The sequence below is a fragment of the Streptomyces yunnanensis genome, from assembly GCF_029011865.1.
In the GTDB taxonomy this organism is placed as follows: Bacteria; Actinomycetota; Actinomycetes; order Streptomycetales; family Streptomycetaceae; genus Streptomyces; species Streptomyces yunnanensis.
In genome coordinates this window covers 1,424,264-1,437,994 of record NZ_CP095749.1, presented here as the reverse complement: position 1 = coordinate 1,437,994, position 13,731 = coordinate 1,424,264, and the positions used below count along the sequence as shown (strand labels likewise).

Below are 13,731 nucleotides of genomic sequence, written 5' to 3'. Positions count from 1 at the left end.
CGATGGCCCTGACCGCACAGTGCGGTCAGGGCCATCGCCATGGGCGTCACAGGCGCCTCAGGGGCGCGAAAGGCCGCCTCAGTAAGCCGAGTTGACGTTGTCGATCGAGCCGTAGCGGTGCGCCGCGTAGTTGGCCGCGGCGGTGATGTTGGCCACCGGGTCGTAGAGGTTACGGGCGGTGCCGGACACGTGGTAGGTGTCGAAGGTGGGCTGGATCACCTGCAGCAGGCCCTTGGAGGGTATGCCGTTGCGGGCGTTGATGTCCCAGTCGTTGATGGCGTACGGGTTGCCGCTGGACTCGCGCATGATGTTGCGGTGCAGGCCCTCGTAGCTGCCGGGGATGCCCTTGGACTGCATGATGTCCAGGGACTGGCGGATCCAGCCGTCGAGGTCGTCGGCGTACTTCTTCGGCGCGGCGGCCTTGGGGGCGGCCTTGGGCGCCTCCTTGGCGATCTCCGTGCGCTCGGCGGAGCGGTTGGCGGCCTGCTGGGCGGCGTGGCCCTGCTCGGCGACCGCGGTCACCTTCAGGCCGTCCGAGACCGAAGCGGCGACCGTGCGGTCCTGCTCCTTGGCGTCCGCGCCGGCCTGCTCCTTCGCGACGACCGGCAGGCCGTTCGCGCTGACCGGCTTGACCGCGGCGGATGCGTGGGCGACCGGGGACGCGGCATTGCTCGGCGCCGCGGTCATGGCCAGGGCGGCCGCGCAGCTCGCGGAGGCCACCAGCGCCGCGGAGACCTTGTGCGTGCGGGTCAGGCGGACGGAGCGGGGCAGGGAGAAGTGGGGCATGGGCATGCGGGGGTGACCTCTTCCAGGGCGTGGTGGCGGGGGAGGTGGCCATCGGTGGCGTTTGTCGGAACCGAGGGTCAGTGCCGCGCTCGCCGCTCTGGCGGGGTCCGCAGGCCCGTTCTCGGTGGTACGGCAAACATGGTTAGCGCCGGCCCGGGATGATGGCAATGATGCCGTGTACTACCCATCTTCGTGCGTTCGGGCGAGATGTCCGTAATGGGGCCTGCGATTTCCGGCCCGCACCGCCCCCGGACCCGACTAGCCCGCGTCGTACGTGACGTACGTCGCGTGCTGGGCGTCACCGCCGGAAGCCCTCAAGGACCCCTCCGGACACGGCAGTTTGTGCCCCCGGTCACAGCCCGGCGGGGCCGGTCCGCCACTCCCGGCGACCCCGGCCCCGCCACTGCGCGGTCACCCGGCTACGGCACGTGGCCGCCGGGCCCCTCCGCTCACGCCCACGCCGGATCGGCGACCGCTCCCGCCCCCGTCGCGGCCCGGCGCGCCACCGTCCCCAGCGGCCGGTCCGTAAAGAAGCGGACCGCCAGCTCCGCGACCTCCGCCGGGCGTTCCAGCACCACCCAGTGGTCCGCGTCGGGAATGCTCAGGAAGTGGCTGCCCGCGATCGTCGCCGCGAAATCCCGCTGCCGGGCCGGTGGGGTCACCGTGTCGTGCTCACCGCTGAAGACCAGCGCGGGGATGCCGGACAGGCCCCCCGAGAAGTCCGGCCGGTCGGTCAGCGCCCGGCGCAGCGAGTCCACCGCGTGCGGCGAGTGCAGCGCCGCCTGCAACATCGCCCGCCGTACATAGCGGTACGCCAGCTCCCGCCGGGTCACCGACCGGCTCTCGTCCCGACACAGCAGCCCCTCGGCCACCATCGTCGCGAAGGTGTCGGTGTCCCCGTCCGTGAGGAACCGCGAGGCCCGCCGCCAGTGCGCCACCTGTCCCTCGGTGATGTGCGACGGCACCCCGCCCAGCGCGAGCCGGGCGATCCGCCCGGGGAACCGCCGGGCACACCCGAAGGCCAGGCCCGCCCCGTAGGAGAAGCCGAAGAGATTGATCCGCGGGGCGCCGAGATCGTCGATGATCCGCAGGATCGCCGCACACAGCAATTCGATGCTCGGCCCCGGCGGCAGCGCCTCCGCGCCGCCCATCCCCGGCAGATCCGCGGTCACCACGTCCGCCACCGACGTCAGCCGGTCCTCCATCTGCGGCCAGCCGAACATCCCCTGCAACGCACCGCCCAACACCATGACGGGCTCGACGCACCGGTCCGGCCGCCGCAGCACACGGTACGCGTACGACACCCCGCGCACCGACAAGGAACGGATCACTTCCTCGGACATGGCTTTCCTTCTGGGAGAGGCTCGATGGGGCCCGGAGCACCGGTCATGCCCCGGGGCGCGACCGGTGGATCACGACCGGGCGCCCCGATCCACCGGAGGGGCCCTAACCGCGGGTCAGGACGAGCGCCGCATTGTGGCCCCCGAACCCCAGCGACGTCTTGACCGCACAGTCGAACGCCGCCGACCGGGCCTCGGCGTGCACCACGTCGATCGGGATCCGGGGATCGGGCACCGTCAGGTTGGCGGTCGGCGGCACCAACTGCTGCTCCAGCGCCAACACGGTCAACGCGGTCTCGATCCCGCCCGCCGCGCCCAACGTGTGCCCGGTCATCGCCTTCGTCGACGTCACCAACGGATGCTCGCCGAGCACTCTGCGCAACATCACCGCCTCGATGCGGTCGTTGAGCACCGTCGAGGTGCCGTGCGCGTTCACATGCCCCACGTCGTCGGGCCGGACGTCGGCGTCCGCCAGCGCGCTGCGCAGCGCCCGCTCGACGCCCCGCCCCTCGGGATCCGGCGCCACCGCCCCGTACGCGTCACTGGACGCCCCGTAGCCGGCGATCTGCGCGCGGATCGGCGCCCGCCGGGCCCGGGCGTGCTCGGGCCGCTCCAGCACCAGCAGCCCCGCACCCTCGCCGACGACGAAACCGTCCCGGTCCACGTCGAACGGGCGACAGGCCGCCGCCGGGTCGTCGCGCCGCGTGGAGACCGCCTTCATCTGGCAGGCGCTGGCGATCAGCAGCCGGGAGAGCACCGACTCCGCGCCGCCCGCGATGGCGATGTCGCACGCCCCGGCGCGCAGCAACTGGTGCGCCGTGCCCACCGCGACGGTCCCGGAGGAGCAGGCCGTCGCCACCCCCAGGCTGGGGCCGTGCGCCCCGAGGTCCATGCAGACGCTGCTGGCCGCGCTGTTGATGACGGTCAGCGGCGCGAGCTTGGGGGAGACCCGCCGGGCGCCGTAACCGGCCATCGCCGCGCTCTGCTGGTCGTAGAACGGCAACCCGCCGTGGGCGGATCCGATCACCACCGCGACCCGGCCGCTGTCCCAGCTCTCCGGGTCCAGCCCGGCGTCGCCGACCGCCTCCCGGGCGGCGATCACCGCGAGCTGCGAGAAGCGGTCCATCAGCCGCTGGGCGGCCACACCGAGGAGCGCGGTGGTGTCCAGATCCGCCGCGGTGTACATGAAGTCGCAGGGCAGGTCGACGAGTTCGGCCTGCTGGGACACGTTGCCGGGCACCACCTCATGGGTGATGGTGTGCCAGGTGGCCTTCGTCCCCACGCCCGCGGCGGTCACCAGGCCCAGTCCGGTCACGGCCGCGGCGAACGGCTGCTGGCGGGCCGTCACGCGGCGACTTTGCCGTCGATGGCCGCCACCAGCTGTCCCACCGTGTCGCGCGAGGTCAGCGACACCTCTTCCAGATCGATGTCCAACCGCTCCTCGATGAGCACCCGGAGCTCTTCCAGGGCGAGGGAATCCAGCCGCAGGTGGCGCAGTGGGGTCTGCGCGGTCACCTCTCCGCGGGCGACCCCGAACCGTTCCTCCAGCAAGGTGTTGACAACTTCTGCCGCATTCACGTGGCGCTCCTCCGCTGTTCGTAGGCGATGCCGCCAACCGCGTTCTGGGCGGGATTCGCCGGTGGCTCCGGCTGGTTTGGCCACCCTTTATACGCCTTTGTCCCGGTCGCTCCCCAACCGTGGTAGCTCAAAGGGGTGATGGGGCACACCGGAGTGGGGGAGAGGCCCCCTTACGGGCGCCATGCGCCGCGGGGGCAGCTTGTTGTCTAACGCTCGAACGGGCAGCGGGGTACGGGTCGGACGGCGGCGGCTGCGGTCCGCCCCCCGCGCCGGACCCGCCGGGCCGCGGCTTGCGCTCAGGCTTCGTCGAGCGCGCCGGTGACCCGTCCCAACAGGCTGCGCAGCGTGCGGAGTTCGTCGACGGTGAGCCCGGTGGCGGCCATCATCCGCCGGGGGACCGGCAGCGCCCGCTCCCGCAGTTCCTCGCCGGCCCCGGTGAGTCGGATGATCACTGAGCGCTCGTCCTCGGGGCTGCGCTCCCGGTGCACCAGCCCCGCCGTCTCCAGCCGCTTCAGCAGCGGCGAGAGCGTGCCGGAATCCAGCCGCAGCCGCTCGCCGATGCTCTTCACCGGCTCCGGCCCGTGCTCCCACAGCACCAGCATGACCAGGTACTGGGGGTAGGTCAGCCCCAGCTCCTTCAGTGCGTCCCGGTAGACGTTGCCGAACGCCCGCGAGGCGGCGTGCAGCGAGAAGCAGACCTGGTGGTCGAGGCGGAGCAGTTCGGCGTCGGAAACCGGGAGCGTGGTCATGGCTCCAGGTTAACGTGCCGCGGCCAATTGAGTTGTGCACAACTAACTTGCGTACAACTCAATTGCGTGCGAGTGTGGTGTTCGGCCGGATCGCACGGCCGGCCCACCACGGGCCGCGAGATCGTGCGCCGTCCGCCCTCATCCACCACCCGCTCGAAGGGACCCCTCATGGACGCGCTGTACACCGCCGCCGCCACCGCCAACGGTCGCGAGGGCCGGGCCGTCAGCTCCGACGGCCAGCTCGACCTCGCCCTGGCCATGCCCCCGGCCCTCGGCGGCAACGGCGCCGGCACCAACCCGGAGCAGCTCTTCGCCGCCGGGTACGCCGCCTGCTTCGCCAGTGCGATGGCCAACGTCGGCCGCCAGATGAAGCTCGACACCAAGGACGTCTCGGTCACCGCCGAGGTCTCGATCGGCAAGGACGACACCGGGTTCGGCCTCGCCGTCGTCATGCGGGTCGAGCTCCCGGACACCCTGGCGGGCGAGGCGGGGCGGCAGCTCGTCGAGGCCACGCACCAGTTCTGCCCCTACTCGAAGGCCACGCGCGGCAACATCGACGTCGAGCTGGTCATCGAGTAGCGGGCCGAGGGCGGGGCGGCGACGCGTCGCGGAGGGGCCGGCGCCGGCACCGCGCCGGCGCCGGGGATGTCACAGGATCATCGTCGCGAATCGGGTTATCCAGGCATTTGCCTCATGCGAGTGCAACCATGGTGCATGCCCTTTCGACGGCTGACGCATCTGTACCAGCGACCGGATCCGAGCCACGCCCTGATGCTGATCCCGGTCGGGCTGATCGTCGCGGTCTGCGTGATCGACGTGCTCTCCCCACCGGACATCCACCTGGGGCCGCTCCTCGTCGCCGCCCCCGCCCTCACCGCCGCCCTGGCCGGCCCCGGCCCGACCGCCCTGATCGGCACGCTGGCGGTCGCTGCCCAGGTGAGCATCGGCCTCGCCCGCGGCGTGTTGTTCACGGAGAACCTCTACGCGCAGATCGGTGCCCTGATCGTGGTCTCCGCACTGGTCTTCGTCTTCACCGTCGTACGGGAACGCAACGAACGCCGCCTCTCCCGCAGCCGCTCCGTGGCCGCCGTCGCCCAAAAAGTCCTCCTACGCCCCCTCCCCCCACACAGCGGCGACCTCGAAATCGCCTCCCTCTACCTCCCCGCCGAAGAAGAAGCAGAAATGGGCGGCGACCTCTTCGCCGCCGCCCGCACCACCGCCAGCACCCGCCTGATCATCGGCGACGTCCGCGGCAAAGGACTCCCCGCCTACAGCCACGCCGCCCTCATCCTCGGCGCCTTCCGCGCCGCCGCCCACCGCCAAGCCACCCTCCCCCGCCTCGCCCGCCACCTCGACGGCGCCATCCGCTGGGACACCAGCCAATGGCACACCACCACCAACAACACCAACCCCAACACCAGCACCGGGACCGGGGTTGATACCGAGGCCGACACCGGGACCGGAACCGGGACTGGTGCCGGCGTCGGGGCTGGGGCTGGGGCCGAGGAGACCTTCGCCACCGTCTCCCTCCTCGACATCCCCGACCACCGCCACGAACTGAGCACCATCAGCTGCGGCCACCCACCCCCACTCCTCCTCCGCAACGGCCACGCCCACCCCTCACCCCCACCACACCGCCCTCCCCATCGGCCTCGGCACCCTCGCCGGACCCCCCAACTACCCCATCGAAACCTTCCCCTTCCACCCCGGCGACCTCCTCCTGCTCTACACCGACGGCGTCACCGAAGCCCGCAACCCCCACGGCACCTTCTACCCCCTCACCGAACGCGCCCCCGCCTGGACCCACCACACCCCCCACCACCTCCTCCAACAACTACGCCAAGACCTCCTCACCCACACCAACGGCCGCCTCACCGACGACGCCGCAGCCGTCGCCATCCGCCGCCTCCCACCCCACCCCCACACCCCCGACCATCCGCATGCGGGGGACGGGGCCACGTAGCCGGCCCGGGGCCCGAAGGCGACATCGACGCCGGCCGCCACCGCCGTCCAGCCGGGCGTGACGTCCCACACGCCGGGCATGACATCCGTCACGCCCCGCCGCCCGGCCTCCCGCCTCGCCCCCGATATTCCGCGCTTCCGCGGCCTTCCCTCGGCCCACATCCGGAGGGTTCGTCCGGCTGACGCTTCCTCAGTCGCGTCCCACTTGCTAAACACGTCCGATCGGGGGGACTCGTCCGAATCGTCCGCGAGTGGTACAGGAAGCGCAGCATGACCGACCGCACCGGCTCCTCCGACTCCGGAGCCGACATATCCCGCGTCACCGGCATCTCCGGTGACGGTTCCCTGGGGACCTTCGAGTTCGACTTCGCCGGCCACGAAGCCCGACGACGGGCCGAGATCGTCGCCGCGCTCGGCGACGACTGGGACCCCGTCGCGGTGCTCGCGGGCGAGGCGGAGGCGCAGCGGCTCCTCTACTCCGACCTCGACGCCGACCAGCAGGCCCTCTACGCCCGGCTGGTCGCCGCCGGAGTACTGCCGGCCGCCGAGCAGGGCTGAGCATGCTGCCGATCGACCCCACCGCCGACATCGGCCGCCGCGCCTGGGTGCCCTGCCCCCGCTGCCAGGACCACCAGGACTGCGGTACCTGCCGCGACGGCCGCACCTGCGCCGACCACTGGCGCTACCTGCTCTCCAACAAGGGCAGCCGGCTGCACCTCCAGTGCCCGACCTGCGCCCACCTCTGGTCCTGGGACTCCGGCTTCGGCGCCGGCGGCCGCCCCTGACGCGGCCGCTCCCGCTGCACCGGCACCCGCTTACACCTCGCTCCGCCGGGCCTCCTCGTAGGCCACTTCGAGCGCCCGCTCCGCCGGAACGGGGCGGTCGGGGCGGACTCCCACGCCCTTCCAGTTGGTGCCCGTCACCGCGTTCACGGTCCGCGTGGTCGGCACCGCGACGGTGATGTACGCGGTCACCGGATGCCGGGCGGTGGGATGCGCACCGCCCCGCGTCGTCTCGCCGACCACCACCGCCCGCCCGAGCGCCTGCAGCGTGTACGCCACGTCCTCCCCGCCGGAGAACGTGGTGGCACTGGTCAGCACGTACACCGGCCGGTCGAGGTAGCGGGGCGCGGGCAGGTGCGCCGTCGTCCAGTACTGGCGGGTGGAGTCGGTGGCCCGCTCGTAGATGTCGTTGAGGTGCACCTGGTCGTCGGGGAAGAAGTAGCTGCACCACATGGCCGCCCCCTCGGGCGAGCCGCCGAGGCAGCACCGCAGGTCGAGCAGGAGGGCCCGGGTGTGCGCGACCAGCTCCATCGCCGCGCCGATCGCCCGAGCACCCTCACCGGCGTCGGCGATCCGCCGGAGCTCGATCCGGCCCACGTTCCCGTCGAGCCGCTCCACGGCGCGGATGCCCTGGTCCTCCGCCCTCAACCCGGCGAGGAACGCCGCCCGGCCCGCGCCGTCGTCCTCCGATGCCACGGACTGCGGCTCGTCCTGCCACCCAGTGCTGTGACCGGGATGGTCCACCGTGGTCGGACGGCGGCTCGCGGGACGAGCGCACGCGCAACGGCTGGTATTACTGGGGCATGCAGGAAGAGACGGCACGCTCCGCGATCGACACGTTCATCTCCGCGTTCAACGCCTCGGACGACAGCTATGTGACTGCCCTGCTCTCCCAGGCCCTGACCTCAGACGTGGTCTTCTGGGGGCCGTTGGGTCGCATCGAAGGAATCGCGGCGGTCGAGCGGTTCGTGCTGGACATCCGGCGCCACCCGGCGGGAACCGGCACGATGGTGCGCTGCTCAGCGGTGGACATGCCTGACGAGTGGGCCCGATACCAGTGGGTCTTCACCACGCCGGATGGAGGCCCCCGCCTGGCGGGAACGGACGTCGTCCATCTGCGGCGGAGCCTCATCGACCAGGTCATCGTCTTTGCGGGGGAGATCGAGCCGTCCGCCTCCTGAGTCGTCCTTCTGTCGCTGTCCTTCTCGTGAACTTGTCCCTTTCAGCACTCCGGGGCTGCGGTTCGCGGTCGGTCAGGCTGCGGCGTTGAGGGGGCGTCCGCCCCAGCGGATGCCCTTCTCGCTGCGGATGCGGGCGCGTTCCTTGCGTTGGGCGGCGAGTACGTCGGGGTGGCGGGCGTTGGCTTTGCGCCAGCGCAGGTAGCGGTGCAGTGCCTGGTTTTGCGTGGGGTCGCTGCGATGGTGGGAGTTGGCCAGGGTGAACTGCCGCAGCGGGCCGAAGTGGGCCTCGATCGGGTTGGCCCAGGATGCGTAGGTCGGGGTGAAGCACAGCTCGACCTTGTTCTTCTTCGCCCAGCGGCGGATGTCGGCGCCGGTGTGGGCGGAGAGGTTGTCCAGGATGAGGTAGATCGGGGCGCCGTCGGGTCGGGCGGCGCGGATCGACTTCAGCGCGGCCAGGGTGTTGGCGGTGCCCTTGCGGCAGCGGTTGTCGCCCCACAGGCGGTCGTCGCCCACGGAGTAGCAACCGTGGAAGTAGGTGACGCCGTGGGTGCGGCGGTAGGTCGCCGGCAGCCGGTTTGGCTTGCCCTGCTTCGCCCAGCAGGAGCCTGCGGTGGGCCGGATCCCCAACGGCCCGAACTCGTCGAAGGCGAAGACCCGGTCCGGGAAGCGGTCCAGAACCTGCTCGATCCGGTCGAGCTTGGCGTCGCGATGAGGGGCGGGTGATTCCTTCCATGTCTTGGTGCGCTGGAAGGTGATGCCGCGGCGCCGGAGCAGGCACCGTAAGGGTTCACGGCCGATGCGGATGACACGTCCGTGCACTTCCCGCAGGTAGGCGGCGAGTTTGCCGATCGACCAGCGGGTGAAGGGCTGGCTGAGCCCGGTGGGGCGGGTGGTGGCCGTCCGGATGACGAAGTCCTCGTCGTCAGGGGTGAGCAGGCGGGGACGGCCTCCCGCCCACTGAGGGCCAGGCCGATCTCGTTGAAGCGGTGGATCACGTCGCGCACGGTGTCCTCATCGGCCTGGACCGGCTGGGCGATCACCGGCACCCGGTTTCCGCCCGCCGCAGCGAGCAGCATCATCGCCCGCCGGTAACGCACCGAACTCGTGCTGCCCCGGCGCACGATCTGCTTCAGCTTCTGCCCCTCCTTGCCGGTCAATCTGCGTATACGGACAGGCTCAGCCACCGCGCCTCCAGCGATCGAATGGACGTCACCGCACATCCAACCGTCACGACCACCAACCCGGCGAACCTACGCGGTCACAGCACTAGGCCCCGCCCGGCCTGCACCCCGCCCCCTGTTTCCCGGGAGGGACGGCGCCGGACCGGCACCGACCGTGCCCCCGACCGCCGCCCGGACGTCCTTTCCCGCCGCTCTCCTGCGCCGCCGCCCGGACGGCGATAGCGTGCGGATCACGGAGCCACCCCGGGAACCGCCCCGCGCAGGCCACCGGGACCGCCCCACCGCCCATCGCACTTCCAGCAGCCCACCGAGGAGTACACAGCATGGAGCCGACCACGGCACAGCGGGCACGATCGCTCTGGCTGATGACCGAACCCCTGCACGCGGTCTGCTACTTCGACGACGACTGCCGGGCCCTGGGCAAGTCCCTCGGTCTCAAGGGCTTCTGGATGGGCTACTTCGCCTTCCGCACCGCGCCCCTGGGCGCCGTCGAACCCGCGGCCGCCACCGCCGTCCTCGGCGTCTTCGCCCCGGGTATGGTGGCCCGCGCGCTGCCCGCCGCGTGGCACATCGTCAGCCCCGCCCACGTCCTCGACGAACGCGGCACCCGCGCCGCCCACGCCCTGCGCAGGATCGCCCCGGACCTGGACCGGACCGCCCCCGCACTGCTGCCCCGCCTCCAGGAACTCGTCGACGCCGCCCCCGACACCGCGCGCCCCCTCTTCGCCGCCAACCGCGCACTGTGCGACCACGCCGACCCCGTGGAACGCCTGTGGCAACTCACCACCGCGCTGCGGGAGTTCCGCGGCGAGGCCCATCTCGCGGTGCTCGCCGAACGGGAACTGGACGGCTGCGAGGCGCTGGTCCTCACCGCCGCCTCCGGCCGGGTGCCCGAGGGCACCATGCGCGAGGACCGCGGCTGGACCGAGGAGGAGTGGGCCGCCGCCGCGGACCGACTGCGCTCCCGCGACCTTCTCGACGCCCACGGCGCGCCGACCGCGTCGGGGCTGCGCGAACGCACCCACATCGAGGAGGAGACCGACCGCCTGGCCGCCCGGCTGCTCCGCCCCCTCTCCCCATCGGAAGTCGACGAGCTGCTGGAGCTGCTGCACCCCGTCGTCCGCCGCATCCTCGCCGCGGACGTGCTGCCCTTCCCCAACCCCATCGGCCTGCCCCACCCCGACACGCCGTAACGCCGTTCGACACCGTGCCCCCGAAGCATCCCGTACCACCTTCCGCTCGTCGGAACGACCGGTACGAGCCGCCGACCCCCGGCACGTCCGGCTGATTCAGAAGGTAACGCGCCGCACTGACAATCGAGTTCTCCCCGATGAAGGCGGCCCCTGGACTACGACGTGATTGTCAGCCGCGCTACGAGGTGATTGTCATCTGGTGGTCCGATGGGTGCTTTGGGGTGCTTTGCAGCGACAGATCGGATCACCTCCGACGGAAGCGGCGTTGTCTGAGTATGGATCCGAGAGATTTGTGGGACCGTAACGCCGTGCTGGCAGAAGCGTTTTGTCGTGGTGACGAACGTGTCCGGGAAGCACAGGCCAGACTTGACGAGGCACAGGCCGACCGCTCCCGCGTGCTGGCGGCGTTCGCGGTGACGGTGGGCAGTACGGGCGCGGTGGCCGGACTGTTCGGGCTCAACGAACGGGAAGTGCGGATCGCCCGGCGCACAGTGGGCAAGGACGACGCGCGCGCCGTCGCCGAGGAACTCCTGTCCACCACCGCCCGCGTGCCGCCCAGGGAAAAGGAACCGGAAGAATCAGCTCCGGTGATCGATCACAATTCCGATCCGCTCACCGCGACCGGCAGTCGCCCGGCCGCTACGGTGCCCCCCGCCGTCCCGCCGGAACAGAACTGGTCGCCCGCCATGGACGCGGTCCTGATCGGCAGTTGGCAGACCGGCGTGGACCTGAGGGAACTGGCCGTCGAATTCGGTCTCGACCTCTCGCGCCTGATCGCCCGCGCCCAGCAACTGTCCGCCCAAGGGCGCTTCTATCCGGGCCCCACCGAGACCTACGCGGGCCGGCACCGCCGCGGCCCCGGCGACGTCCAAGAGGCCGAATACACCATCCCCGCCCAGCAGTCGGCGACCTGGAACGGAGCGCCGGCCGCCCATCACATGACCTCCGCCTGGCACACGGGCGCGATGTCCGCCACCGACCCCGTTGCCGACGTCACCGCCCTCAGCTCCGACTGGGACAGCGCCCTCGCCCCCTGGGGCAGCATCGCCCCGGCCCACGAGGAGCCCGCCGCAGCGGCCCACCAACCCTGGGCCCAATATCACCTCAGCTCCTGACCATCGACTCTGTACGAATTCGGTTGCTGCCTAGCCCCTTGGCAACGAATTCCGTGAAATACCTGGCATGAATATTGTGAAGTCGTTAATCTGACGGGCAGACCCGCTGGGCTGCCCACTCGCGTACACAGCCCGCCTCCCGGCCCGTGGCACGGCAGCGCCCGTACCCCGGCAGCCCACACAGACAGGTAGACAGGCAGACCGCCATGACCACGTCCATACCCGCCACGGGCCGCACACTGAACGAAACCGACCGCACCCGACACCGCCGGCTCCGCGAACAAGGCAGCCTCGACCGCGCCGAACTCGACGCCATCCTGGCGGCCGGCTTCGTCTGCCACCTCGGAGTGACCGTCGACGGCACCGTCCGCGTGATACCCACCGTCTACGGAACGGACGGCACCACTCTCTACCTCCACGGCTCGGTCGCCAGCCGCAGCCTCGTCTCCTCCCCGGGCGCGGACGTCTGCGTGACCGTCACCCACGTCGACGGCCTGGTGCTGGCGCGCTCGGTCTTCGAGCACGGCGTCAACTACCGCAGCGCGATGATCTACGGAGCACCCCGCCCCGTCACCGACGACGAGGAAAAGCTCGCGGGACTGCGCTGCCTCACCGAGCAGTCCGCACCCGGCCAATGGGAGTACGCCCGTCGGCCCAACCGCAAGGAACTGGCCGCCACCGCCCTGCTCGCCCTGTCCCTCGACGAGGCATCGGTGAAGATCAGGACCGGCGCCCCGGAGGACGGCGACGGCCCGGACGCCGAACTGGGCCTGTGGGCCGGCGTCCTCCCGCTCCGCACCGCATGGGGTACCCCCGAACCGGACCCCGCACTCGGCACTGGGACACCGCTCCCGCCCCACATCGCCGCCCGCGCCGGAACACCCGCGTCCTGAGGGCCGCAGGGCACGAACTCCCGAGTGAACGGGCCACGAGGAAGCGGTCCCGCGTGAACGGGCCGTGCGATCAGCCCCCGCGCAACGCCTTCCGCTTGTACCAGGCGATGGCCACCGCCACCAGGCCACTGACCGCGATGAAGCCCATGGACAGCAGGAACGCCGGCGAGGTGGGCGCCGACGCCCGCGCCCCCGCGACCGCATAGGCCGCCGTATTCGGGACGCTCCCCAGAGCCGTGGCCACCAGAAACGGGAACCACCGCATCCTGGAGACCGCCGCGCAGTAGTTCGTCGCCGCGAACGGCAGCCCCGGGAGCAGCCGGATCAACAGCATCGAGCGGAACCCGTGCTCGCTCAACTGCCGGTCGGCGGCGGTCAGCCAGCGGGCGCGCAGCAGCGGCCGCAACGCCTCCTGCCCGAGCAGCCGACCGAGCCCGAACGCCAGCCCGGCGCCCAGCACCGTCCCGGCGAGCGCCGTGACCAGCCCCGACTGACTTCCGAACAGCGCGCCCGCGGCGAGGTTCAGGACCGGCCGCGGCACGAAGGCGGTGGTGCACACGCCGTACGCCACCGCGAACATCACCAGCGCCGTCGGCCCCGACCACTGCGCGGGCCAGCCACCGGACAGCAACTGTTGCGGGCGCCACAGCAGCATCGCCGACGCGGCGCAGACCAACAGGACCAACAGCAGGGCAAGCCGCGACCAGGGCGAGAACAACACACGCGTGCAGCGCGCGGCGAGGCCGTCGGGCGTGGCGGCGGGGACGGGCATCCCGGGAGCGTAACCGACGCCTCCGGCGTGCCGGAGGAATCCGGGCCGCACGGCCACGAATCGGGACAGTCGGCAGGCCCGGGTCCGCCGCGCGCCGGCGCCCTGCACCGCGCACCGGGCGACCGCGCAGCGCCGCGAGACGTCGTCCCGATGCTGTCCCGATGCCGTCCCGATGCCGTTCCACTGCTGCCGTAGCGCT

Annotated in this window: 14 protein-coding genes and 2 pseudogenes; 8 read left to right on the top strand and 8 right to left on the bottom strand. The window is 71.6% G+C overall.

Annotated elements, in window-relative coordinates; all coding sequences use genetic code 11:
* Nucleotides 1–78 precede the first annotated feature (78 nt).
* The 5 genes from MOV08_RS06220 to MOV08_RS06200 all read right to left on the bottom strand — a co-directional run bounded on the left by MOV08_RS06220 (nt 79) and on the right by MOV08_RS06200 (nt 4,453).
* Nucleotides 79–786, bottom strand: a complete 708-nt coding sequence (locus MOV08_RS06220; protein WP_275311707.1) for a transglycosylase SLT domain-containing protein — start codon at nt 784–786, stop codon at nt 79–81.
* A gap of 449 nt (nt 787–1,235) precedes the next feature.
* Nucleotides 1,236–2,129: an alpha/beta fold hydrolase gene (locus MOV08_RS06215; RefSeq protein ID WP_039630182.1), complete on the bottom strand. Its 894-nt coding sequence runs from the start codon at nt 2,127–2,129 to the stop codon at nt 1,236–1,238.
* 103 nt (nt 2,130–2,232) lie between these two features.
* Nucleotides 2,233–3,474 (bottom strand): beta-ketoacyl-[acyl-carrier-protein] synthase family protein, encoded by a 1,242-nt coding sequence (locus MOV08_RS06210; RefSeq protein ID WP_275306634.1) that lies wholly within the window; start codon nt 3,472–3,474, stop codon nt 2,233–2,235.
* Nucleotides 3,471–3,704, bottom strand: a complete 234-nt coding sequence (locus MOV08_RS06205; protein WP_039630177.1) for an acyl carrier protein — start codon at nt 3,702–3,704, stop codon at nt 3,471–3,473. The genes MOV08_RS06210 and MOV08_RS06205 overlap by 4 nt, the downstream gene beginning before the upstream one ends.
* Before the next feature lie 296 nt (nt 3,705–4,000).
* A complete protein-coding gene (locus MOV08_RS06200; protein WP_039630175.1) occupies nt 4,001–4,453 on the bottom strand; it encodes a MarR family winged helix-turn-helix transcriptional regulator in 453 nt (150 codons plus the stop codon).
* 168 nt (nt 4,454–4,621) lie between these two features.
* Here MOV08_RS06200 and MOV08_RS06195 point away from each other — a divergent pair, with 168 nt between their 5' ends.
* The 4 genes and pseudogenes from MOV08_RS06195 (at nt 4,622) to MOV08_RS06180 (ending at nt 7,200) form a co-directional block, all read left to right on the top strand.
* Entirely contained in the window at nt 4,622–5,032 is a 411-nt protein-coding gene (locus MOV08_RS06195; RefSeq protein WP_275306633.1) for an organic hydroperoxide resistance protein, read from the top strand.
* A 192-nt stretch (nt 5,033–5,224) separates the two neighbouring features.
* Nucleotides 5,225–6,416: pseudogene (locus MOV08_RS44110) on the top strand (PP2C family protein-serine/threonine phosphatase).
* A 269-nt stretch (nt 6,417–6,685) separates the two neighbouring features.
* Complete coding sequence (locus MOV08_RS06185) at nt 6,686–6,973, top strand: DUF6400 family protein (RefSeq protein WP_235095206.1); 288 nt, start codon at nt 6,686–6,688, stop codon at nt 6,971–6,973.
* A 2-nt stretch (nt 6,974–6,975) separates the two neighbouring features.
* Entirely contained in the window at nt 6,976–7,200 is a 225-nt protein-coding gene (locus MOV08_RS06180) for a hypothetical protein (RefSeq protein ID WP_039630171.1), read from the top strand.
* A gap of 30 nt (nt 7,201–7,230) precedes the next feature.
* Here MOV08_RS06180 and MOV08_RS06175 read toward each other — a convergent pair whose 3' ends face one another.
* Nucleotides 7,231–7,893 (bottom strand): S41 family peptidase, encoded by a 663-nt coding sequence (locus tag MOV08_RS06175; RefSeq protein WP_275306632.1) that lies wholly within the window; start codon nt 7,891–7,893, stop codon nt 7,231–7,233.
* Nucleotides 7,894–8,000: 107 nt separating this feature from the next.
* Between MOV08_RS06175 and MOV08_RS06170 the strand changes: the two genes are divergently transcribed.
* Nucleotides 8,001–8,378 carry a nuclear transport factor 2 family protein gene (locus MOV08_RS06170; protein ID WP_039630169.1) on the top strand — a complete coding sequence of 126 codons (378 nt, stop codon included), beginning with the start codon at nt 8,001–8,003 and terminating at the stop codon, nt 8,376–8,378.
* 72 nt (nt 8,379–8,450) lie between these two features.
* Here the strand turns inward: MOV08_RS06170 and MOV08_RS06165 are convergent.
* Nucleotides 8,451–9,562 (bottom strand): annotated as a pseudogene (locus MOV08_RS06165) (IS630 family transposase).
* 320 nt (nt 9,563–9,882) lie between these two features.
* Between MOV08_RS06165 and MOV08_RS06160 the strand changes: the two are divergent.
* From MOV08_RS06160 to MOV08_RS06150, 3 genes are all read left to right on the top strand, one after another.
* A complete protein-coding gene (locus MOV08_RS06160) occupies nt 9,883–10,752 on the top strand; it encodes an SCO6745 family protein (RefSeq protein ID WP_275306631.1) in 870 nt (289 codons plus the stop codon).
* 308 nt (nt 10,753–11,060) lie between these two features.
* Entirely contained in the window at nt 11,061–11,867 is an 807-nt protein-coding gene (locus MOV08_RS06155; RefSeq protein WP_275306630.1) for a hypothetical protein, read from the top strand.
* Nucleotides 11,868–12,073: 206 nt separating this feature from the next.
* Entirely contained in the window at nt 12,074–12,760 is a 687-nt protein-coding gene (locus MOV08_RS06150; protein WP_275306629.1) for a pyridoxamine 5'-phosphate oxidase family protein, read from the top strand.
* A gap of 70 nt (nt 12,761–12,830) precedes the next feature.
* On the opposite strand, the gene MOV08_RS06145 is transcribed toward MOV08_RS06150, so the two are convergent.
* Complete coding sequence (locus tag MOV08_RS06145) at nt 12,831–13,532, bottom strand: TVP38/TMEM64 family protein (protein ID WP_275306628.1); 702 nt, start codon at nt 13,530–13,532, stop codon at nt 12,831–12,833.
* Nucleotides 13,533–13,731: the final 199 nt, after the last annotated feature.

Excerpts from the sequence above, each read along its gene's own strand:
- MOV08_RS06150 (WP_275306629.1), top strand. The coding sequence starts at position 12,074 with ATGACCACGTCCATACCCGCCACGGGCCGCACACTGAACGAAACCGAC.
- MOV08_RS06220 (WP_275311707.1), bottom strand. The coding sequence starts at position 786 with ATGCCCCACTTCTCCCTGCCCCGCTCCGTCCGCCTGACCCGCACGCAC.
- MOV08_RS06145 (WP_275306628.1), bottom strand. The coding sequence starts at position 13,532 with ATGCCCGTCCCCGCCGCCACGCCCGACGGCCTCGCCGCGCGCTGCACG.
- MOV08_RS06200 (WP_039630175.1), bottom strand. The coding sequence starts at position 4,453 with ATGACCACGCTCCCGGTTTCCGACGCCGAACTGCTCCGCCTCGACCAC.
- MOV08_RS06215 (WP_039630182.1), bottom strand. The coding sequence starts at position 2,129 with ATGTCCGAGGAAGTGATCCGTTCCTTGTCGGTGCGCGGGGTGTCGTAC.
- MOV08_RS06180 (WP_039630171.1), top strand. The coding sequence starts at position 6,976 with ATGCTGCCGATCGACCCCACCGCCGACATCGGCCGCCGCGCCTGGGTG.
- MOV08_RS06160 (WP_275306631.1), top strand. The coding sequence starts at position 9,883 with ATGGAGCCGACCACGGCACAGCGGGCACGATCGCTCTGGCTGATGACC.
- MOV08_RS06195 (WP_275306633.1), top strand. The coding sequence starts at position 4,622 with ATGGACGCGCTGTACACCGCCGCCGCCACCGCCAACGGTCGCGAGGGC.
- MOV08_RS06170 (WP_039630169.1), top strand. The coding sequence starts at position 8,001 with ATGCAGGAAGAGACGGCACGCTCCGCGATCGACACGTTCATCTCCGCG.
- MOV08_RS06185 (WP_235095206.1), top strand. The coding sequence starts at position 6,686 with ATGACCGACCGCACCGGCTCCTCCGACTCCGGAGCCGACATATCCCGC.